Here is an 18973-nt window from a genome sequence, read left to right on the forward strand (position 1 = left end):
CATCGGTTTTCGATATACTCAATATATTGTTATACCCCCAATAATAGGTGCTAGATCAGAATTGACCTGAGTCTTTTGGGGCGCACTACGTGGCCTTCAACGCAGAGGTGGCTTCATGCATGAAGGGTATAAATCATCAACACTACAAGGAGTTATCTATGTCTATCGAACGTATCAATCCAGAAAAGCGCTGGTCTGACGCCACCGTATTCAATGACACCATCTATTACACCAGCGTTCCCGAGAATCTAGATGACGATGCAACGTCGCAGACCGCTAACGCATTGGCCGCCATCGATATGATCCTAAATCAGCTAGGTACTGACAAAACTCGTATTCTCGATGCGACCATTTTTCTGGCCAACAGTGACGATTTCCAAGCCATGAACGCCGCTTGGGATGCTTGGGTTCCGGCAGGGAAAGCACCGGTTCGTTGCTCGGTTCAAGCCAAGCTGATGAACCCTAAGTACAAAGTTGAAATCAAAATTATTGCGGCGCGTTAATTCATGGCCACGATGAAAGATGTTGCCCTGCGTGCCGGTGTTTCCACCGCAACCGTATCGCGAGTGATCAATCAGACATCGTACGTTGAGCCGGTAACCAGAGAGCGAGTGGAAAAAGCCATGCGCGATCTGAATTATCGGCGTAACGCCGCTGCACTGGCATTGGCCAAACGCAGCGGCGACATGCTAGGGCTATTAACGGGTAATTTAGCCGATCCTTTTTTCGCTCGCTTAGCTCGCGGAGTGGAAGAAGTTGCCCGACAGCAAGGTTTCCGTCTCATGGTATGCAGCGGTGGTCACCAAGCCGAACTTGAGAAATCAGGATTGGATTTCCTGATTAATCAGGGCTGCGAAGCGATTGTGGTTCATGCAACCCGCATGTCTGATCAAGAGCTGGTTCGCTACAGCGCCCATTCTCCCGCCATGGTGATCGTTAATCGCTATATAGCGTCATCAGCTAATCGCTGTGTGTGGCTGGATAATCTATCAGCGGCGCGCGAAGCTACCCGCCATCTGTTACAAAAAGGTCATCGTTGCATTGCCTGCATCACTTCGGATTTACCCATTGACGATCGGCAACAACGGCTCGAAGGATACCGCATGGCGCTGTCAGAGTACGGCATCATGCCGGAAAAAAGTTGGATTATCAGCGTTCCCTTTGATGAAGAAGGCGGCGAAATCGCGGCACAAAAGCTGTTAGATAGCGGAGTTCCATTCACCGCAGCTTTCACATTTAACGATGTGATGGCTGCCGGCATGATGCGCGCATTACATCAGCGTGATATTCGGTTACCCGAACAGCTTTCGCTGATCGGCTTTGACGACGTTGTCCTAGCACGTTATCTCTATCCTGCATTGACGACCATGCACTATCCTGTTGAACGAATGGCTCGTCGTGCCGCCATGCTTGCCATACAACTTTCCCAACAACAGACTCCCCCTCCTCGCTCCCTGCGATTCGAAGCGGGGCTGATCGAGCGCGACTCAGTGATTTGTTTAAGCGAGTAAATTGGGTCGTCAATGCTCACAACCGTGATGTATCTCTCATTTTAATTTGTCATGTAAGCGATTACATAGCAGCTTTCTGTCGATCACATTTGAACAGCCCCATTCCCTTTACGCTAAGCCAATCCTACAAATCTGGAGCACGATCATGAATGCGAAAGAAAACAACGACAAAAAAACGCTCTCTCTAGGGCTGGCTTTAATCCCCATAATTTCCATGCTGACACTGCTCATCGTGGGTTATGGCGTAATGGGATTACGTATCGAACCCCTGCTTTTATGCTCCGCCGCCATTGCCGCAGGTTTAGCCTACTGGCAGGGGTACTGCTGGGATGATGTCATTAACTCCATCGTTAGCAAATTGGCTAAAGCGATGCCTGTGGTCATGATCCTTATCTGCGTCGGCGGCCTCATCGGTACATGGATGTTCAGCGGCACGATCCCTTATATGGTGTACTGGGGGCTAAAACTCATCAGCCCGCAGTATATTCTTATTGCCGCGTTCTTCCTGACTAGCGTGGTTTCTGTCTGTACAGGGACATCATGGGGCTCTGCGGGCACCGTGGGTGTTGCCTTGATGGGAGTCGCTTCAGGTCTGGATGTTCCCTTAGCGGCGGCGGCGGGTGCAGTAGTTTCAGGCGCGTACTTTGGTGACAAAATATCTCCGTTGTCTGACTCCACTAACTTCGCGGCTATCGTTGCCGATACCACGCTGTTTGAGCATATCCAGCATTTGATGTACACCACCATCCCCAGCTTTATTCTGGCCACCATTGTTTATTTGATCGCCGGACACAGCAGCATGATGGGGGACGTGGCAACACCACAACGCGTCACCGACATCATCAATGCGCTAGACGGTCTCTACCATTTCAATATTGTGCTGATTCTGCCTCCCGTCATTGTGCTGTGGGGTGCTATCAGTAAAAAACCTGTTATTCCATTGATGTTATCGGCCTGCGTTCTCGCCATTATTCTTGGTGTTTGGCTACAAGGTTTGAGCGTTAAGCAGGGACTTGATGCCTTCATGGATGGTTTCAACCTGTCGATGTTCCCACAAGGCGCTGAAGGTATCATTGCTGACGTCCCTCGCCTGCTAAACCGCGGTGGATTGTTCTCTATGATGAGCACAATTCTGCTGGTGTTCTGCGCATTCTCGTTTGCCGGAGCACTAACGCTCACCGGTGCACTCACCATTATCATCAATCGTCTGTTAACCGTTATTCACTCCGTTGGCCAACTGATTGCTGCCACTATCGGCACCACTATCCTCGTTACCGGCGCCACCAGCGACGGCAAACTGGCTCTGCTGGTTCCCGCTGAACTTTATCAGGATGCCTATCGTCGCATGGGGCTGGATACTAAAAACCTGTCTCGCACCATCGAAGATGCCGGTACGGTTATTGAACCGCTGATCCCATGGACCGCTGCAGGTGTCTATATGGCAACCACGCTCGGCGTAAGTACACTCGATTTATTGCCTTGGGCGGTGCAGTGCTACTCAGCCATTTTCTTTGCCCTGATTTACGGATTTACCGGCTTTGGCATTGCTAAAGCACAGCCTGAACCAACAGCAGTACAAAGCCGCGAGGAGAATTTATAATGGAAACTAACTTTGACCTGATCATCAATCGCCATGCGACCGGTTCAGTAAAATGGGATTTCATGGATCGCTATCAAAATATGCAAACGCATAATTTGTTGCCAATGTGGGTTTCAGACTTTGACTTTGCCTGCCCACCTAACGTGCTTGAAGCATTGCACAACCGTGTCGATCATGGTGTCTTCGGCTACAGCGAGCGTGATGAGGGTTACTACGCCGCGCTTATCAACTGGTTTGCTCGTCGCCACCAGTTGGAAATTAGCCCCGACTGGATTTGTAGCATTGAAGGCGTGGTTCCTGGCCTGTCTTTATTAATCCAAATGCTGAGCCAATCGGGCGACGGCGTAGTCGTTCAAGGCCCCTACTACGGTTCCTTTGCAAAAATTATCCAACTGAATCAACGAAAACTGCTCGAAAACCCGTTAGTGGAAGATGAAACACTGGGCTACGTCATGGACTTTGCGCAGTTAGAGACGGTGTTCCGTGAGCAAAAACCGACGCTGTTTCTCCTGTGTAATCCGCATAACCCCACTGGCCGCTGCTGGTCTAAAGAAGAACTGACCCAGCTTCTAACCTTGTGTGAAAAATATGATGTTACGGTGCTGTCCGACGAGATTTGGGCCGACTTGTTATTACCCGGTTCAACGTTTACTTCAGTGCTACATCTGGGCGAACGCTGGCACTCACGCGTGATTGCAGCGACCTCTGCCAGCAAAACCTTTGGTCTATCTTCGTTACGGATATCCAACTTCCTGATCCCCAATAACGAGATAAAAACTCGCTTCATTGAGCGTTTAAACGCCCACGGCTTGGACGTTTTCAATGCTCTTTCTATGGAGGCCGCCAGCGCAGCTTACCGCAGTTCGGCCCAATGGCTGGACGAAATGCTGGCTTATCTAGCCGCTAATCGCGATTGGTTTGTTGAACAGGTTAAGACGCATTTACCATGGGCGAAGATATCTCCAGCTCAGGGAACCTATCTTATCTGGATGGACTGCCGCTCACTAAACGTTAGCGATGACGACTTAAAGATGATCATGACAGAGTGCGCTGGTATCGCGCCGTCAATGGGGGCTGGTTTTGGCCCTCACGGCTCGGGCTTTATCCGCTTAAATTTGGGTTGCCCTCGCCGCTATCTAGAACAGGCAATAGAAGGTTTAATCCGCATCAAACCCCAGCGTTAAGAGACAAAAAAGGCTGCCATTTGGCAGCCTTTCATTTTACGTCAAAACCATTAAGCCAGTTTAATCATAATCATACCGGCCAATAGCAGCGTTAGCCCCGCCCAACCTTTCTTATTCAGACGTTGACCGAACAAAATCCATCCGGCAGCAACGGTAGCGGCGATACCAAAACCGCCCCACAGCGCATAGGCAACCGACAGTTCGATGCCTTTAACCGCCTGTGCCAGAGAGCTAAACGCCCCCAGTACCGCCGCTAAGGATAGCAGTCCCATCCAGATACGACGGAAACCGTCCGACCACTTAAGAAATATGTTGGCTAAAATTTCGAGTACTACGGCTAATGCTAACCACGCGATATGGAACCACTCAAGCTGTTGCATGATTGCCTCCTGTTACGTTGGATTTTGACTGCGCAGGTTTGGTTTTCGCTGCTACGGTGCTTTTCTGCTCACCAGCTTTCGCAGGGGATTTTTTTGTTTTTACCGTACCCGATTTAACCAGCGCGATACCCGCAATCAGCGTTGCCAAGCCCATCAGTTTCATCATGGACATGCTTTCATCAAACCACAGCACGCTGAACAGGGTAATAAACAGAATACCGATGCCTTCCCATAATGCGTAAGCCACGCCCAAAGCAACGCGCTTCACCGCAAACGAAAGCATGATGTAAGAAATGGTGATCATCACTAGCATAACGATGTTGCCCGTCATACCACCGCTTAGACTCGCCCATTTCATTGACAGCGTACCGATAATCTCGGCCGCGATAGCACATGCCAAAAAGATCCAATAAATCATTTTTCTCTCCACAGAGTTTTATTTTTTATTCGACCCGCTATTTTTTTAACTTTTAGCGCTATCATGCCCGTAAATAGGCGCACGAAGTCTAAATTACACTTTGGAAAACCGTTATTGGTGTTCCAGCGTAAAATGCGAATCGGTAAGAATTATTCGGTTAGGATAAACGCAGACAGCAACAGGTTAAGCCGCTGGTTTTATCAGCTACCGAGAGTGGAGAGAGAAGCTAAAGCTCGCTACACCAGTGATGTTCACTAGACAGCGTTGTAGAAATGAATAAGAGATATGTAGAAGTTTTAATCATCAAGCGATTGTGAGTTTTCATAATAGTTTACATCTTCCCCCGTACCTACTCCCTACCATACGGTTTGTTCAGTGTCCTCATCAGATTTAATTAACTGCATTATTTGTATCATAGGCAATTTTATTAAGCAAACCCCGTTTTGACAAGTTTTCTTAGAAAAATGAATATAAATAAGCAAGTTAGATAATTAAAAAAGAAAGCCGCCAAGATTTGGCGGCTTGATTTCTGTGGAGCCTCAACAGGTTAGCATTGCTTAACTATCATACGCTATGCATAAAGCAACGCTTTTGGTGCTCACGCAATATGGACAAAATATTTTACGCTTTTGCACCGGCAACGGCTTCTTTAGCCAGTTCAGTAATGCGCGCATAGTCGCCATTGTCCAGCGCATCGTTAGGGATCAACCAAGAACCACCGATGCACAGCACGCTTTTCAGTGCCAGATAATCGCGATAGTTTTGTGGGTTGATACCGCCAGTTGGGCAGAAACGAACGTGAGAGAATGGACCCGCAATAGCCTGCAGTGCTTTAACACCGCCGTTCGCTTCAGCTGGGAAGAATTTAAACTCTTTCAGACCATGATCCATACCCAGCATCAGTTCAGAAACAGTGCTAATACCTGGGATCAGTGGGATTGAACCCGCAGTGGCGGCTTTCAGCAGGTCAGCGGTCAGTCCTGGGCTGATAGCAAACTGAGCACCCGCTTCGGTCACTTCTGCGAGCTGTTTAGCGTTGGTAACCGTACCCGCACCCACGATAGCTTCTGGTACTTCTTTCGCGATAAGACGAATAGCTTCAACCGCACACTCGGTACGCAGCGTCACTTCCAATACACGCACACCACCAGCGATCAGGGCTTTTGCCAAAGGCACAGCCTGCTCCAATTTTTTGATTACGATTACAGGTACAACCGGGCCTGCGGTCATGATTGACTCGGCGCTTACTTTCCAGTTTTTCATCTGTTTATTATCTCCACTGTGCCTTGCGGCTGATAGTTATGGCTGGCGCTGTGGTTTTCAAACCGAAAAACCTTGCCGTCCCCGTCATCCTTACAGCCGCATCAGTATTAGCAGCACACCTTCCCCCGAACCACTGACCTGAATCAATTCATCGGATTCATTTGCATGCCGCTATGATGTAGCTCTAATTATTTAGGTATACAACGCCAAAAAGAATCGTTAACGCGGGCCGCGATGCGACCCACGGTTTCATTAATAGAATTTGATGCAGCTAGCGCCCTCTTCAGCGCCAGAGAGTTGTTCCCGCAGCGCAGCAAACATTTCGCGGCCTGAACCGTCATGCAGCGCAGACAGATCTGGGTGAACCAGTTCGCGGTTTGCCAGTTCAGCCTCATCCACCAGCAAGGTCAGCTCGCCGGTTTTACCGTTCAGACGGATCATATCGCCGTCACGTACTTTCGCCAGCAGGCCGCCGGAGTACGCTTCTGGTGTCACGTGGATCGCTGAAGGCACCTTGCCCGATGCCCCTGACAGACGACCATCGGTGACCAATGCCACTTTCAGACCGCGATCCATCAATACGCCCAACGGCGGCATCAGCTTATGTAGCTCTGGCATACCGATGGCACGAGGCCCCTGATAGCGAACGACAACGATGCAATCTTTGTCCAGTTTGCCCGCTTCAAAAGCGGGCACGACATCATGCTGACTATGGAATACCACCGCCGGTGCTTCGATGATCTGATTATCAGTGGGAACCGCTGAGGTTTTCATCACTGCACGACCAAGGTTGCCCGTTAACACTTTGGTACCGCCATGAGATTCAAACGGTTTATCAAAGCTGGCAATCACATTGCTATCGTGCGATTGGGTTGGACCTGGGCGATAAACCAGTTTGCCATCTTCAAGGAACGGCTCTTGGGTATAACGGCTCAGACCGTGTCCTGCAACAGTGTCCACATCCTCATGCAATAACCCCCCTTTCAGCAGTTCCTGCACTAACACAGGCACCCCGCCCGCCGCTTGGAAGTGGTTGATATCCGCAGGACCATTTGGATAAATGCGACACATCAACGGCACAACGTCAGACAGGTCAGAGAAATCATCCCAGTTGATATGGATGCCCGCAGCGCGAGCCATTGCGACCAAGTGCATAGTGTGGTTGGTCGATCCACCGGTTGCCAGCAGCGCAATAATGCCGTTAACAATCACTTTTTCATCAACCATACGGCCAACCGGCATGTAGTTGCCGCTGGTTTCAGTCATGCGAGTAACCTGACGTGCAGCCGCATCCGTGAGCGCAGCGCGCAGCGGCATATCTGGCTGGACGAAAGATGCTCCCGGCAGATGGAGACCCATAACCTCAATCACCATCTGATTAGAATTTGCAGTACCGTAAAATGTGCAAGTACCCGGCGCATGATAGGACGCAGCTTCGGCTTCGAGCAGCGCATCACGGCCTAATTTACCTTCCGCATACAGCTGGCGCACACGGACTTTTTCTTTGTTCGGCAAACCGCTCGGCATTGGTCCGGCGGGAACGAACAGGGTCGGTAAATGGCCAAAAGACATGGCGGCCATAAACAGACCCGGCACAATTTTGTCGCACACGCCAAGATACAGCGCGCCGTCAAACATATTGTGTGAAAGACCCACAGCGGCCGACATGGCGATAACTTCGCGGCTCATCAACGAGAGCTCCATGCCGTCCTGTCCCTGAGTTACGCCATCACACATTGCGGGTACGCCTGAAGCCACTTGCCCCACAGCCCCTACCGTGTGCAGCGCTGCTTTGATCTGCTGCGGATAGGTTTCGTATGGCTGGTGCGCCGAGAGCATATCGTTGAAGGATGTCACGATACCGATGTTGCTCTTAGTCATGCTGGTCAGAGAGGCTTTATCTTCCTGACCACAGGCGGCAAAGCCATGTGCCAAGTTGCCGCAGGCTAACTGAGAACGATGTACCTTTTTGCTGCGCGCGTGTTCGATTTTGGCCAAGTAGGCCGCACGGCTGTCACGGGAGCGTTCAATAATGCGTTGTGTCACTCGGGATACTGTTGGGTTCATTGCTGCCTCATGCCGTCCAGTAGATGTCGACCGGCGTTCGTGTTTGCTGTAACACGGCGCGGATCGGCATCTCATTCACATCCGTACCCTGAATTGCGCGCTGATAGACATCACGCTTGCTGTCACCTACCACATGCAGGTAGATATGACGGCTATTGAGCAGAGCCGGAAGTGTTAGGGTGATACGATCGAGCGGCGCGGTCAGCGGGGTCATCCCCATGCAGACTCGGCCGGAATCCATCGCGAGAGCTGGGAACAGATTCTCTGCCCCAGGGAAGAGCGAAGCGGTATGGCCATCATCACCCATGCCGAGGATCACAACATCGAATGGACGCGCAATAACTTTTAGCGCCTGTTCGGTGTCTTCAGCTCCGGCAAACGGGGTGGCATGACTATTCTTCAAACCAACAAACTTTGCGTCTGATGCGTAGCCTTTTAGCAAATGTTCACGTACCAGCTTTTCGTTACTGGAATCATCATTTGCATCGACCCAACGCTCATCCGCCAAGGTGATGGTGACCTTGCTCCACTCAATGGCTTGCTGAGTTAACGCCTCGAACAGTCCTAGCGGCGTACGACCACCGGACACCACTAGGCTCGCTTGTCCCTGAGCGCCAATACTGTGGCTCAGAGCTGCGGCAATTTCCTCAGCAAACTGTTCGTTGAGCGCTTGTGCGCTCGGAAATTCTTTAAACTGTGCCATCTCAATCTCCCCTAAACTGTCTGAATCATGCAACACGAAGGTTTATATCTCCGTGTTGCTCTCATTCGAAAACGCCCTTCTAGAGCGCTATTCGAACTCATTCCATGCACGGCCATCGCGACTAATCATCGCAACGGAGGCCACAGGGCCCCAAGTACCGGCTTGATACGGTTTAGGAGATTCGTTATCAGCGGCCCACGCTTCCATAATGGAATCGACCCACTTCCATGCTTCCTCAACTTCGTCACGACGCACGAACAGCGCTTGAATGCCACGCATGGCCTCTAGCAACAGGCGTTCATATGCATCAGCCAGATGTTCCTGATGGAAAGTATCGGAGAAGCTCAGATCCAGCTTAGTCGTTTGCAGGCGGTGCTTGTGCTCCAGACCCGGCACCTTATTTAAGATGTCAATCTGGACACCTTCGTCTGGCTGCAGACGGATCGTGAGTTTGTTCTGTGGCAGCTCTTGATAAGAGTCACGGAACAGGTTGAGCGGCGGGTTCTTGAAGTAAATCACGACTTCAGAACATTTTGACGGCAGACGTTTACCCGTACGCAGGTAGAATGGAACGCCAGCCCAGCGCCAGTTATCAATATCTACGCGAATAGAGACAAAGGTTTCAGTGTTACTGGTTTTATTCGCCCCTTCCTCTTCTAGATAACCCGGCACTTTTTTGCCTTGTACAAAGCCCGCGGTGTATTGACCCCGCACCGTGGTATCGCGCACGTTGGAGTGGTCGATACGACGCAGTGAACGCAACACTTTGACTTTCTCATCACGAATACGGTCAGTCGAGAGATCCGCTGGCGGTGACATCGCGATCATGGTCAGGATCTGCAACAGATGGTTTTGAATCATGTCACGCATCTGACCCGCTTTATCAAAATAACCCCAACGTCCTTCGATCCCCACTTCCTCGGCCACGGTAATCTGCACGTGATCAATCATGCTGTTATCCCAGTTATTGGCAAACAGCGAGTTAGCGAAGCGCAAGGCCAGCAGGTTGAGAACCGTTTCTTTACCTAAATAGTGGTCAATACGGTAAACCTGTGACTCATCGAAGAATTCTGCCACCTGATTGTTGATGGCTCGTGAGGACTCCAAATCAGTACCGAGAGGTTTTTCCATCACGATACGGCTTGGCTCTTTGTTCAGACCTGATGCACCTAAACCTTGGCAGATCGCACCAAAAGTGCTTGGCGGCATAGCAAAGTAGTTGATGGTGACGCGTTTTTTCTGATCCAGCATCTTGGCAAGATTTTTAAAATGCTGAGTGTCGTTGACGTCAAGGTTACAGAAATCCAGACGTGCGCTGAGCGTCGCCCACAGTTCTTCATCAACTTTTTCTTTCAGGAAGGTATCCAGCGCTTCGCGCACGACCTTGGTGTAGGCGTCTTTATCCCATTCAGCGCGACCAACGCCGATGATACGAGTGTCCGGATGGATATGACCGGCTTTTTCTAATTGGTACAGGGAAGGCAGCAGTTTACGGCGGGCTAAATCGCCCTTTGCGCCGAAAATGACCAGATCGCAGGCCTGTGCTGTTGACGTAACCGCCATGTTCATCTCCTCGTTGCAGGATGCTTGTAATTTTATTACATGATTAATGTACTATTTTTGACTATAGCCAGTAAACATGCTTTTTTGCCGAAAATTTATACATAAAAGGTATTAAATTTTCTCAAATCCTGCCGCAAGCCATGTAATGACAGACACATTATGTAATTTTCTGTCAAAACTGAACTAATATTACCATATCGAAAGTTAGACACACGTCATACTCTGGTAAAAAAAGCCCATCAAGCGGCATCATCTCGCTGCAAAGCAGTTACAGCTCGTAGTATATTTTCATCAAACAACCATAGATTTCTCCTTTCTTTGAAATCGCTTTACCCAATAGATTTCAAAAATGCAGGAAAGCGGCTGGCGAGAAAGACCCGATAAGCTTACTAGAGTAAGTGATTCCGGCGCACGAAAGTAGCCAACCCACCTGCAATTTGAAAGATGACGGGTATACCATTCATGAGTGAATTTCGTATATGAATACGCTGGACAAAATTCAGGCGAATCTGGACCAACTAAGCAAATCCGAGCGTAAAGTCGCCGAAGTCATCTTGGCTGCACCGCAGACCGCCATTCACTCTAGCATTGCAACGCTGGCGAAAATGGCTGATGTCAGCGAACCCACGGTTAACCGTTTTTGCCGACGTATGGAAACCAAAGGCTTCCCTGATTTCAAACTTCATCTTGCACAGAGCCTTGCTAATGGGACGCCATATGTCAATCGAAACGTCGAAGAGACAGATAGCGTTGATGCTTATACCAGCAAAATATTCGAATCAGCGATGGCCAGCCTTGAAATGGCCAAGAATAACCTTGATATGTCTGCGGTTAATCGCGCCGTAGACTTGCTAACGCAGGCGAAAAAAATCTCGTTCTTTGGCTTAGGCGCATCTGCCGCAGTGGCTCACGATGCCATGAACAAGTTTTTCCGTTTTAACATCCCCGTGGTTTACTTCGACGACATTGTCATGCAACGCATGAGCTGCATGAATTCGAACGAAGGCGATGTGGTTGTACTCATCTCTCATACAGGCAGAACGAAAAGCTTAGTAGAAATGGCGCATTTGGCTCGTGAGAACGACGCAACGGTCATTGCTATCACCTCCCGTGATACCCCACTGGCGTTAGAAGCTACACTTCCGTTGCTGCTCGATGTCCCTGAAGACACCGATGTTTACATGCCAATGGTATCGCGCATTGCTCAATTAACACTCATAGATGCCTTGGCGACTGGCTTTACGCTGCGTAGAGGTGCAAAATTCAGAGATAACTTGAAGCGAGTCAAAGAAGCGCTGAAAGAATCGCGCTTTGATAAGGGACTTGCGCTCCCCCACCATTTTGACTAGAACATGACAGGGATTCAGCGCAGGAAACGGTTTTAACGACAATCAGGCACCAAAGCATAAAAACAATCGGTCATTTTCTGCTAAATAAAGAAGAGACTGGTATTAATCAACCGCATGCACTCTCTTTTGCGGTTTCATGCGAGCAGGCTTGATGAGTTGATGTGCCCAGTTTGAAAAACAATGGGTGTAACGTGGATGCGTAATCAACTGCCTGTTCGTTGTATTGGCAACAACACCAATGCTTCACATGTCAACGGAGTTACACATGTCCAGACGGCTCAGAAGAACCAAGATCGTAACCACCTTAGGCCCAGCAACCGACCGCGATAATAATCTTGAAAAAATTATTTCAGCTGGCGCTAACGTTGTTCGTCTCAATTTCTCTCATGGCAGCGCTGAAGATCATTTAGCCCGCGCCAATAAAGTCCGTGAAATTGCAGCAAAACTGGGGCGACACGTCGCTATCCTAGGCGACCTGCAGGGCCCAAAAATTCGCGTTTCGACGTTTAAAGAAGGCAAAGTATTCCTCAACATCGGCGATAAATTCCTGTTAGATGCCGATCTCACCACCGGTGAAGGCGATAAAGAAAAAGTCGGTATCGACTACAAACGCCTGCCAGAAGACGTTGTTCCAGGCGACATCCTGCTGCTCGACGATGGCCGCGTGCAGCTAAAAGTGCTTGAAGTTAAAGGCAGTAAAGTCTTTACCGAAGTCACCGTGGGTGGCCCGCTGTCCAATAACAAAGGCATTAACAAGTTAGGTGGTGGCCTGTCTGCCGAAGCGTTAACTGAAAAAGACATCGCCGATATCGCCACTGCAGCGAAAATTTCCGTCGATTATCTGGCCGTCTCCTTCCCTCGCACCGGTGAAGATATCAACTATGCACGTCGTTTAGCGCGTGACGCTGGCTGTGATGCCAAAATTGTGGCGAAAGTAGAGCGTGCTGAAGCCGTATGTAGCGAAGAAGCGATGGATGACATCATTCTTGCTTCCGATGTTGTGATGGTTGCTCGTGGTGACTTAGGCGTCGAGATTGGCGATCCGGAACTGGTCGGCATCCAGAAGCAGTTGATCCGCCGCGCGCGTAAATTGAATCGTACCGTCATCACAGCCACTCAGATGATGGAATCCATGATCACCAACCCAATGCCAACGCGTGCTGAAGTCATGGACGTTGCAAACGCCGTGCTGGATGGCACCGATGCGGTGATGTTGTCGGCGGAAACGGCAGCAGGCCAGTATCCGGCTGAAACCGTAGCAGCGATGGCACGCGTCTGTCTGGGTGCGGAAAAAATCCCAAGCATCAACGTGTCTAAACACCGCTTAGACGTACAGTTCGACAACATCGAAGAAGCCATCGCCATGTCGAGCATGTATGCGGCTAACCACCTAAAAGGTGTGACGGCGATTATCGCCATGACAGAGTCGGGGCGTACCGCGTTGATGATGTCGCGTATCAGCTCTGGCCTACCTATTTTTGCCATGTCTCACCGTGAGCGTACGCTAAACCTGACTGCACTCTATCGCGGCGTGACGCCGGTTTATTTCGATAGCACCAGCGATGGCGTAGCCGCAGCTCAGGATGCAGCAAATCTGCTTCGTGACAAGGGCTTCTTGGTTTCAGGCGACTTGGTTATCGTCACTCAGGGCGACGTCATGGGGACCGTGGGCAGCACGAACACCAGCCGTATTCTGCGCGTTGAATAAGACGTTCTAATCGCCAAATACACAAGGGGCGCATCGCGCCCCTTTTTCATCGGTAGATCAACAGCTTTAGCCTACAGGTCTTTGCGCTTGTAGGGCTCTATCTCGCCCGGTTTGCGGGTCTTCAATAGCTTGAGTATCCAAGTGTACTGTTCTGGATGCGGCCCCATCAAGAGTTCCACCTCTTCGTTCATCCTGCGCGCCATATCATGTTCGTTCATCTCAGCAATATCATCCATGGGTGGACGAATATAGATATCCAACGTGCTGGTTTTGCCGTCATAAACTGGAAACAGTGGAATGACCTGCGCGCGACACAGCTTCATTAAACGACCTATTGCCGGTAACGTAGCTTTATAGGTTGCGAAGAAATCCACAAACTCACTGTGTTCTGCACCGTGATCTTGATCGGGGAGGTAATACCCCCAGTAACCGTGACGCACTGAGCTGATGAAAGGTTTGATGCCATCATCACGCGCATGCATACGCCCGCCAAAACGCCGCCGACAAGTATTCCATAACCAGTCAATCATCTTATTTTTCTGATTATGGAACATGGCCGCCATCGGCTGACCTTGAGCGGCCAGCAGCATTGCGGGAATATCAACCGCCCAACCATGTGGAACCAAGAAGATGGCATTCCCACCGCGCTCACGTAAGGCCTCGATATGTTCCATACCGTGCCAACGGGTACGCTTCAGCACTCGCTGTGGATCACGTAGCGTAAGCTCAGCCATCAAAAACATCGACTGCCCCGCTCGCTCGAACATACGGTCAATAATCTCTTCGCGCTGCGCTTCGCTTAATTCAGGAAAACAATACAGCAGATTAATTCGCGCACGACGGCGAGCGCCACCCGCTAATTTACCCGCCCAACGACCCACTGTCGCGAGGATGGGATCCCGAACTCGCACGGGCAAATAGGCCATCGCCACCATCGTGCCGACACCTAACCATGCACCCCAATATTTGGGTAACAAAAAACTTTTCTCAAACTGCGGAATAAACTCCACGTTTGACCGTTGTTCTTTTTCCATGCGAAAACTCTTTAATCAAATATCAGCTAATTATATACCTAAGCCGTCTGACATTAATTTTTATCTAACTTTTCAGATATAACGGCTGACAAAACATTATCCTGCGCATTACTTGCGTAAAGAAAAACAGCCGGAGAATAAAGCCGGCTGTTTTGCGAAAGAAGTGAATTTTAATCTAGCTGAAGCTGTGGAACAACCTGACGCACCTGAGCTAAGTACTCTCTGCGGTCTTTACCCGATAATCCATCGGAGCGTGGCAACTGCGCCGTTAGCGGGTTCACCGCCTGATTATTCAACCAGAATTCATAGTGGAGATGAGGCCCAGTAGAACGCCCTGTGTTGCCTGACAGTGCGATACGATCGCCACGTTTAACTTTCTGCCCTGGCTTCACAAGGATTTTTTTCAGGTGCATAAAACGCGTTGTATATTGGCGACCGTGGCGAATAACCACATAGTTACCGGCGGCCCCGCTGCGCTTCGCTATGACCACCTCTCCATCCCCAACCGCCAACACTGGAGTTCCTACCGGCATGGCAAAATCGACACCGCGATGCGGTGCAACACGTCCGGTGACCGGATTAACACGGCGCGGGTTGAAGTTGGATGAAACACGGAATTGTTTGGTCGTCGGGAAACGCATGAAGCCTTTCGCCAAACCGCTACCCTGACGATCGTAGAATTTACCATCGTCTGCGCGCACCGCGTAATAATCTTTCCCACCGGTACGCATTCTCACGCCCAGAAGCTGGCTCTGTTCGCTACGACCATTCAACTCTTCTCGAGACATCAGCACCGCAAACTGATCGCCTTTCTGTAGTTTGCGGAAATCCATTTGCCACTGCAGCGCCTTGATAACAGCGTTCACTTCGGAACGGCTCAGTCCCGCTGCGCGAGCGCTATTCACAAAGCTGCCGTTAAGCGTTCCGGTGACAACTTTGTTTTTCCATTCGCCCTGCTGAGATTCGACAGCCTCTTTGAAATTGCCGTTAACCAGATTGTAGGTGCGAGTTTCACGGCGATTGACTTCCCAAGTCAACTGCTGCAATTCGCCAGCGTCATTCAATACCCATGAAAGGGTTTGACCAATTTTCAGGTTGCGCAGTGCTGGATTTTGCTTAGCTAACGCAGACACTTCTGACATATCGATACCAAACTGCGTCAGAATGCTACCCAGCGTATCGCCAGTAGAAACAACGTAGTCGTGAGTACCGGAATCGTTATCCGCTTTATCGTCTAATTCGTCGGTAGGAACTTCATCTTCTGGTGCGGGCTGATCCAGTGGCTCACTGGCTTCAGGGACAAGAGTTCGCAACTGTTGATTATCCAAAGGAATAATCTTGGCAGTGGCGCTATCGCTATCAATGTTTGGCTGGTAAACGAATGGCCGCCAAATGGAGACGGCCAACGTGATGACGGTCAGTGACCCTAGCATAACCCGATGTGGTCGGGGCAAGTTGTTATACGCTAGGGCGATAGATCGCGCTATCTGCTGCACTCGGATGTTCCTCTTAATCTCCGTTCAGGCAGCTTAAATACTGTTGTGATAGCTGAGTTAAAAACCTCATGTAACTATCAGCACCCAGTGCGATTTCGCTTCCCAAGGGATCTAAGGTTCCTTGGCGGACTTTTGTCCCCTGCGCTACCGCTGAGATTACTGCTGGCCTGAACTGTGGCTCAGCGAAAACGCAAACGGCTTTCTGCTCAACCAAATGTGTTCGAATTTGATGTAAACGCTGTGCGCCAGGCTGAATCTCGGGATTGACCGTGAAGTGACCTAAAGGAGTCAGACCAAAGGTGTTCTCGAAGTAACCATAGGCATCATGAAAGACAAAATAGCCTTTACCTTGCACAGGCCGCAGCATCATACCAACATTTTTTTGCGTCTGCTCTAGTTGTTCCTCGAATTTACGTAGGTTGACATCCAGTTTGTCTTTGTTTTGTGGACTTTGTAACAATAATTTATCGTGTATCGCTATCGCGATCTGTTTTGCAATGGCCGGAGATAGCCAAATATGCAGGTTATACTGGCCATGATCGTGATCGTGATGTTCTTCGGAGGCAGTCTCTGCGCCATTTGTAACATTATGTGCAACAGAACTTTCAGATTTTTCTGTGTTGCTTTCTAGTTCTACAGATTTATGGTCGTGGTCATGATCGTCATCACCGGCGATAAGCAGGCTGTGAACGGCCGGCAGACCAGATAGCATCAGGTTTTTGTTATTTTCGAGCTGTTGGGTCGGTTTAGTCAGAAAAGCCTCCATTTCCGGCCCTACCCATACCACAAGGTCCGCCTCACGCAATCGTTTGATATCCGATGGCTTGAGTGCATAATCATGCGGAGAAGCTCCATCTGGAAGCAAAACTTCAGTCTCAGTCACTCCGTCAGCAATTGCCGACGCAATAAATCCTAATGGACGTATTGAGGTCAATACCGCTGCCTGAGCGCAGCTAATACCTGCACTGGTCACCAATGCTGCAGCAATAATAGTGCGCTTAAACCACGCTTTTTTGTGTATCATGTCAAAATTCTCTTCGTCAATTTGGGCGATCGTTATATTATAACATTTCACTCATTCTGCAATACGCAAAAACATGTCGAGTCAAAATAATAGTAGTTTGCAAAATAATCGTAGTTTGGTATCTCTCAAGGACATTACGGTGAGTTTTGGCTCTCGTAACGTGCTATCACATATATCACTCGACCTGAAGCCGGGACGCATTCTCACGCTTCTTGGGCCAAATGGTGCTGGAAAATCAACGCTGGTACGCGTGGTGCTGGGCTTAGTCAAACCCACATCAGGTTCGATTACCACCGCCAATAATTTGACCATTGGCTATGTGCCACAAAAACTTCACCTTGACGCTACGCTGCCGTTAACCGTCAGCCGTTTTATGCGTCTGCGCCCCGGTGTGCGCAAAGACGATGTATTACCCGCCCTAAAGCGTGTTCACGCGGCACACCTGCTTAATCAGCCTATGCAGAAGTTATCTGGCGGCGAAAATCAACGCGTTTTACTCGCTAGAGCCTTGCTTAACAAACCTGATTTGCTGGTATTAGACGAACCCACTGCTGGCGTTGACGTTAACGGCCAACTTGCGCTTTATGATTTGATTAATCAGCTGAGGCAAGAGCTTAACTGCTCGGTATTGATGGTTTCCCACGATCTACATTTAGTTATGGCGAAAACTGATGAAGTGCTGTGCTTGAACCAGCATATTTGCTGCTCGGGGACTCCTGAGGTGGTTTCCCTGCATCCAGAATTTATTGCCATGTTTGGCAACCGTGGTGCAGAACAACTGGCGATTTATCGTCACCACCATAACCACCGCCACGATTTACAAGGAAAAATCATCTTGAAGAGTAATGGGAGTCAGCAGTCATGATTGAGTTACTTCTTCCGGGCTGGATCGCGGGAGCGTTACTGGCGTTGACTGCGGGTCCTCTGGGGTCATTTGTCGTATGGCGGCGCATGTCTTACTTCGGTGATACGCTAGCGCATGCCTCATTGCTTGGCGTGGCGTTTGGCTTATTGCTGAATGTGAATCCTTTCTTCGCCGTTATCGTCGTCACTCTGCTACTGGCGATTGGCTTAGTGTGGTTAGAGCGTCGCCCCACACTCGGCGTTGACACCCTACTTGGCATCATGGCACACAGTGCGCTTTCGCTAGGCCTGGTCGTGGTCGCTTTAATGTCGAATGTACGCGTCGATCTCATGGCTTATTTATTTGGCGATCTGCTTTCGGTGACCTATAACGATATCGTGATGATAGCGATTGGCGTTGCCATTGTTCTCGGTATTCTGTGGTGGCAGTGGCGCCCACTGCTGTCCGTCACTATTAGCCCAGAGCTCGCCCACGTCGACGGCGTTAATCTTGAGCGCGTTCGTATGATACTGATGCTGGTAACGGCGTTGACCATCGGCTTGGCAATGAAATTTGTTGGGGCTTTAATCATCACCTCACTGCTGATTATCCCTGCTGCCACCGCGCGCCGTTTTTCCCGCACGCCGGAGCAAATGGCAAGCATTGCCGTGATCATTGGTATTCTAGCGGTGACCGGTGGGCTAACCTTCTCTGCCTTTTACGATACGCCTGCAGGGCCGTCGGTGGTGCTATGCGCAACCGCCATGTTTATTCTCAGCCTGAGCAAAAAACAAAGCGTTTAACGTGAGATATCTGTAAAAGCAAAAAG

17 protein-coding genes are annotated in these 18973 nt (G+C 49.8%); 8 read left to right on the forward strand and 9 right to left on the reverse strand.

The window, feature by feature from the left end:
• Window positions 1-158: 158 nt before the first annotated feature.
• The 4 genes from M988_RS10945 to M988_RS10960 all read left to right on the forward strand — a co-directional run bounded on the left by M988_RS10945 (window position 159) and on the right by M988_RS10960 (window position 4295).
• Window positions 159-503 (forward strand): RidA family protein, encoded by a 345-nt coding sequence (locus tag M988_RS10945; protein ID WP_064574131.1) that lies wholly within the window; start codon window positions 159-161, stop codon window positions 501-503.
• A gap of 3 nt (window positions 504-506) precedes the next feature.
• Window positions 507-1511 (forward strand): LacI family DNA-binding transcriptional regulator, encoded by a 1005-nt coding sequence (locus M988_RS10950; RefSeq protein ID WP_004090221.1) that lies wholly within the window; start codon window positions 507-509, stop codon window positions 1509-1511.
• A 145-nt stretch (window positions 1512-1656) separates the two neighbouring features.
• Entirely contained in the window at window positions 1657-3111 is a 1455-nt protein-coding gene (gene nhaC, locus M988_RS10955) for a Na+/H+ antiporter NhaC (protein WP_061060101.1), read from the forward strand.
• On the forward strand, window positions 3111-4295 hold the full coding sequence (locus M988_RS10960) for a MalY/PatB family protein (protein ID WP_008813315.1): 1185 nt from the start codon (window positions 3111-3113) through the stop codon (window positions 4293-4295). Before nhaC ends, M988_RS10960 begins: the two co-directional genes overlap by 1 nt.
• Window positions 4296-4345: 50 nt before the next feature.
• On the opposite strand, the gene mdtI is transcribed toward M988_RS10960, so the two are convergent.
• From mdtI to zwf, 6 genes are all read right to left on the reverse strand, one after another.
• On the reverse strand, window positions 4346-4675 hold the full coding sequence (gene mdtI / locus M988_RS10965; RefSeq protein ID WP_004090227.1) for a multidrug/spermidine efflux SMR transporter subunit MdtI: 330 nt from the start codon (window positions 4673-4675) through the stop codon (window positions 4346-4348).
• Entirely contained in the window at window positions 4662-5093 is a 432-nt protein-coding gene (gene mdtJ, locus M988_RS10970; RefSeq protein WP_008813314.1) for a multidrug/spermidine efflux SMR transporter subunit MdtJ, read from the reverse strand. Before mdtJ ends, mdtI begins: the two co-directional genes overlap by 14 nt.
• Window positions 5094-5714: 621 nt before the next feature.
• The gene (locus M988_RS10975) at window positions 5715-6356 is read right to left on the reverse strand and encodes a bifunctional 4-hydroxy-2-oxoglutarate aldolase/2-dehydro-3-deoxy-phosphogluconate aldolase (protein WP_004090231.1); all 642 of its coding nucleotides are present in this window, start codon (window positions 6354-6356) and stop codon (window positions 5715-5717) included.
• Window positions 6357-6608: 252 nt separating this feature from the next.
• Complete coding sequence (gene edd / locus M988_RS10980; RefSeq protein WP_008813313.1) at window positions 6609-8423, reverse strand: phosphogluconate dehydratase; 1815 nt, start codon at window positions 8421-8423, stop codon at window positions 6609-6611.
• Between the two features lie 7 nt (window positions 8424-8430).
• Window positions 8431-9126 (reverse strand): 6-phosphogluconolactonase, encoded by a 696-nt coding sequence (pgl, locus tag M988_RS10985; protein ID WP_008813312.1) that lies wholly within the window; start codon window positions 9124-9126, stop codon window positions 8431-8433.
• Between the two features lie 87 nt (window positions 9127-9213).
• Window positions 9214-10689, reverse strand: coding sequence for a glucose-6-phosphate dehydrogenase (zwf, locus tag M988_RS10990; RefSeq protein ID WP_008813311.1), 1476 nt, complete (start codon window positions 10687-10689; stop codon window positions 9214-9216).
• A gap of 479 nt (window positions 10690-11168) precedes the next feature.
• On the opposite strand from zwf, the gene M988_RS10995 reads away from it, so the two are divergent.
• Window positions 11169-12038, forward strand: a complete 870-nt coding sequence (locus M988_RS10995) for a MurR/RpiR family transcriptional regulator (RefSeq protein WP_008813310.1) — start codon at window positions 11169-11171, stop codon at window positions 12036-12038.
• Between the two features lie 265 nt (window positions 12039-12303).
• On the forward strand, window positions 12304-13746 hold the full coding sequence (gene pyk, locus M988_RS11000) for a pyruvate kinase (protein WP_008813309.1): 1443 nt from the start codon (window positions 12304-12306) through the stop codon (window positions 13744-13746).
• Window positions 13747-13817: 71 nt separating this feature from the next.
• On the opposite strand, the gene lpxM is transcribed toward pyk, so the two are convergent.
• The 3 genes from lpxM to znuA all read right to left on the reverse strand — a co-directional run bounded on the left by lpxM (window position 13818) and on the right by znuA (window position 17300).
• Window positions 13818-14780: a lauroyl-Kdo(2)-lipid IV(A) myristoyltransferase gene (lpxM, locus tag M988_RS11005; protein WP_008813308.1), complete on the reverse strand. Its 963-nt coding sequence runs from the start codon at window positions 14778-14780 to the stop codon at window positions 13818-13820.
• Between the two features lie 170 nt (window positions 14781-14950).
• Window positions 14951-16276 carry a murein DD-endopeptidase MepM gene (gene mepM / locus M988_RS11010; protein WP_008813307.1) on the reverse strand — a complete coding sequence of 442 codons (1326 nt, stop codon included), beginning with the start codon at window positions 16274-16276 and terminating at the stop codon, window positions 14951-14953.
• Between the two features lie 13 nt (window positions 16277-16289).
• Window positions 16290-17300 (reverse strand): zinc ABC transporter substrate-binding protein ZnuA, encoded by a 1011-nt coding sequence (gene znuA, locus M988_RS11015; RefSeq protein ID WP_064574132.1) that lies wholly within the window; start codon window positions 17298-17300, stop codon window positions 16290-16292.
• Window positions 17301-17373: 73 nt separating this feature from the next.
• Between znuA and znuC the strand changes: the two genes are divergently transcribed.
• The gene (gene znuC, locus M988_RS11020) at window positions 17374-18165 is read left to right on the forward strand and encodes a zinc ABC transporter ATP-binding protein ZnuC (protein WP_061060103.1); all 792 of its coding nucleotides are present in this window, start codon (window positions 17374-17376) and stop codon (window positions 18163-18165) included.
• Window positions 18162-18947, forward strand: coding sequence for a zinc ABC transporter permease subunit ZnuB (znuB, locus tag M988_RS11025; protein ID WP_004090248.1), 786 nt, complete (start codon window positions 18162-18164; stop codon window positions 18945-18947). The genes znuC and znuB overlap by 4 nt, the downstream gene beginning before the upstream one ends.
• Window positions 18948-18973: the final 26 nt, after the last annotated feature.

Origin of the sequence: Hafnia paralvei ATCC 29927, assembly GCF_001655005.1 — a bacterium.
GTDB classification, from domain to species: Bacteria; Pseudomonadota; Gammaproteobacteria; order Enterobacterales; family Enterobacteriaceae; genus Hafnia; species Hafnia paralvei.

What these genes read in the sequence shown, in the direction of transcription:
- nhaC (WP_061060101.1), top strand. Translation starts at nt 1,657, where the DNA reads ATGAATGCGAAAGAAAACAACGACAAAAAAACGCTCTCTCTAGGGCTG.
- M988_RS10960 (WP_008813315.1), top strand. Translation starts at nt 3,111, where the DNA reads ATGGAAACTAACTTTGACCTGATCATCAATCGCCATGCGACCGGTTCA.
- M988_RS10995 (WP_008813310.1), top strand. Translation starts at nt 11,169, where the DNA reads ATGAATACGCTGGACAAAATTCAGGCGAATCTGGACCAACTAAGCAAA.
- mdtI (WP_004090227.1), bottom strand. Translation starts at nt 4,675, where the DNA reads ATGCAACAGCTTGAGTGGTTCCATATCGCGTGGTTAGCATTAGCCGTA.
- znuC (WP_061060103.1), top strand. Translation starts at nt 17,374, where the DNA reads ATGTCGAGTCAAAATAATAGTAGTTTGCAAAATAATCGTAGTTTGGTA.
- M988_RS10950 (WP_004090221.1), top strand. Translation starts at nt 507, where the DNA reads ATGGCCACGATGAAAGATGTTGCCCTGCGTGCCGGTGTTTCCACCGCA.
- mdtJ (WP_008813314.1), bottom strand. Translation starts at nt 5,093, where the DNA reads ATGATTTATTGGATCTTTTTGGCATGTGCTATCGCGGCCGAGATTATC.
- znuB (WP_004090248.1), top strand. Translation starts at nt 18,162, where the DNA reads ATGATTGAGTTACTTCTTCCGGGCTGGATCGCGGGAGCGTTACTGGCG.
- edd (WP_008813313.1), bottom strand. Translation starts at nt 8,423, where the DNA reads ATGAACCCAACAGTATCCCGAGTGACACAACGCATTATTGAACGCTCC.
- M988_RS10975 (WP_004090231.1), bottom strand. Translation starts at nt 6,356, where the DNA reads ATGAAAAACTGGAAAGTAAGCGCCGAGTCAATCATGACCGCAGGCCCG.
- znuA (WP_064574132.1), bottom strand. Translation starts at nt 17,300, where the DNA reads ATGATACACAAAAAAGCGTGGTTTAAGCGCACTATTATTGCTGCAGCA.
- lpxM (WP_008813308.1), bottom strand. Translation starts at nt 14,780, where the DNA reads ATGGAAAAAGAACAACGGTCAAACGTGGAGTTTATTCCGCAGTTTGAG.
- zwf (WP_008813311.1), bottom strand. Translation starts at nt 10,689, where the DNA reads ATGGCGGTTACGTCAACAGCACAGGCCTGCGATCTGGTCATTTTCGGC.
- pgl (WP_008813312.1), bottom strand. Translation starts at nt 9,126, where the DNA reads ATGGCACAGTTTAAAGAATTTCCGAGCGCACAAGCGCTCAACGAACAG.
- pyk (WP_008813309.1), top strand. Translation starts at nt 12,304, where the DNA reads ATGTCCAGACGGCTCAGAAGAACCAAGATCGTAACCACCTTAGGCCCA.
- M988_RS10945 (WP_064574131.1), top strand. Translation starts at nt 159, where the DNA reads ATGTCTATCGAACGTATCAATCCAGAAAAGCGCTGGTCTGACGCCACC.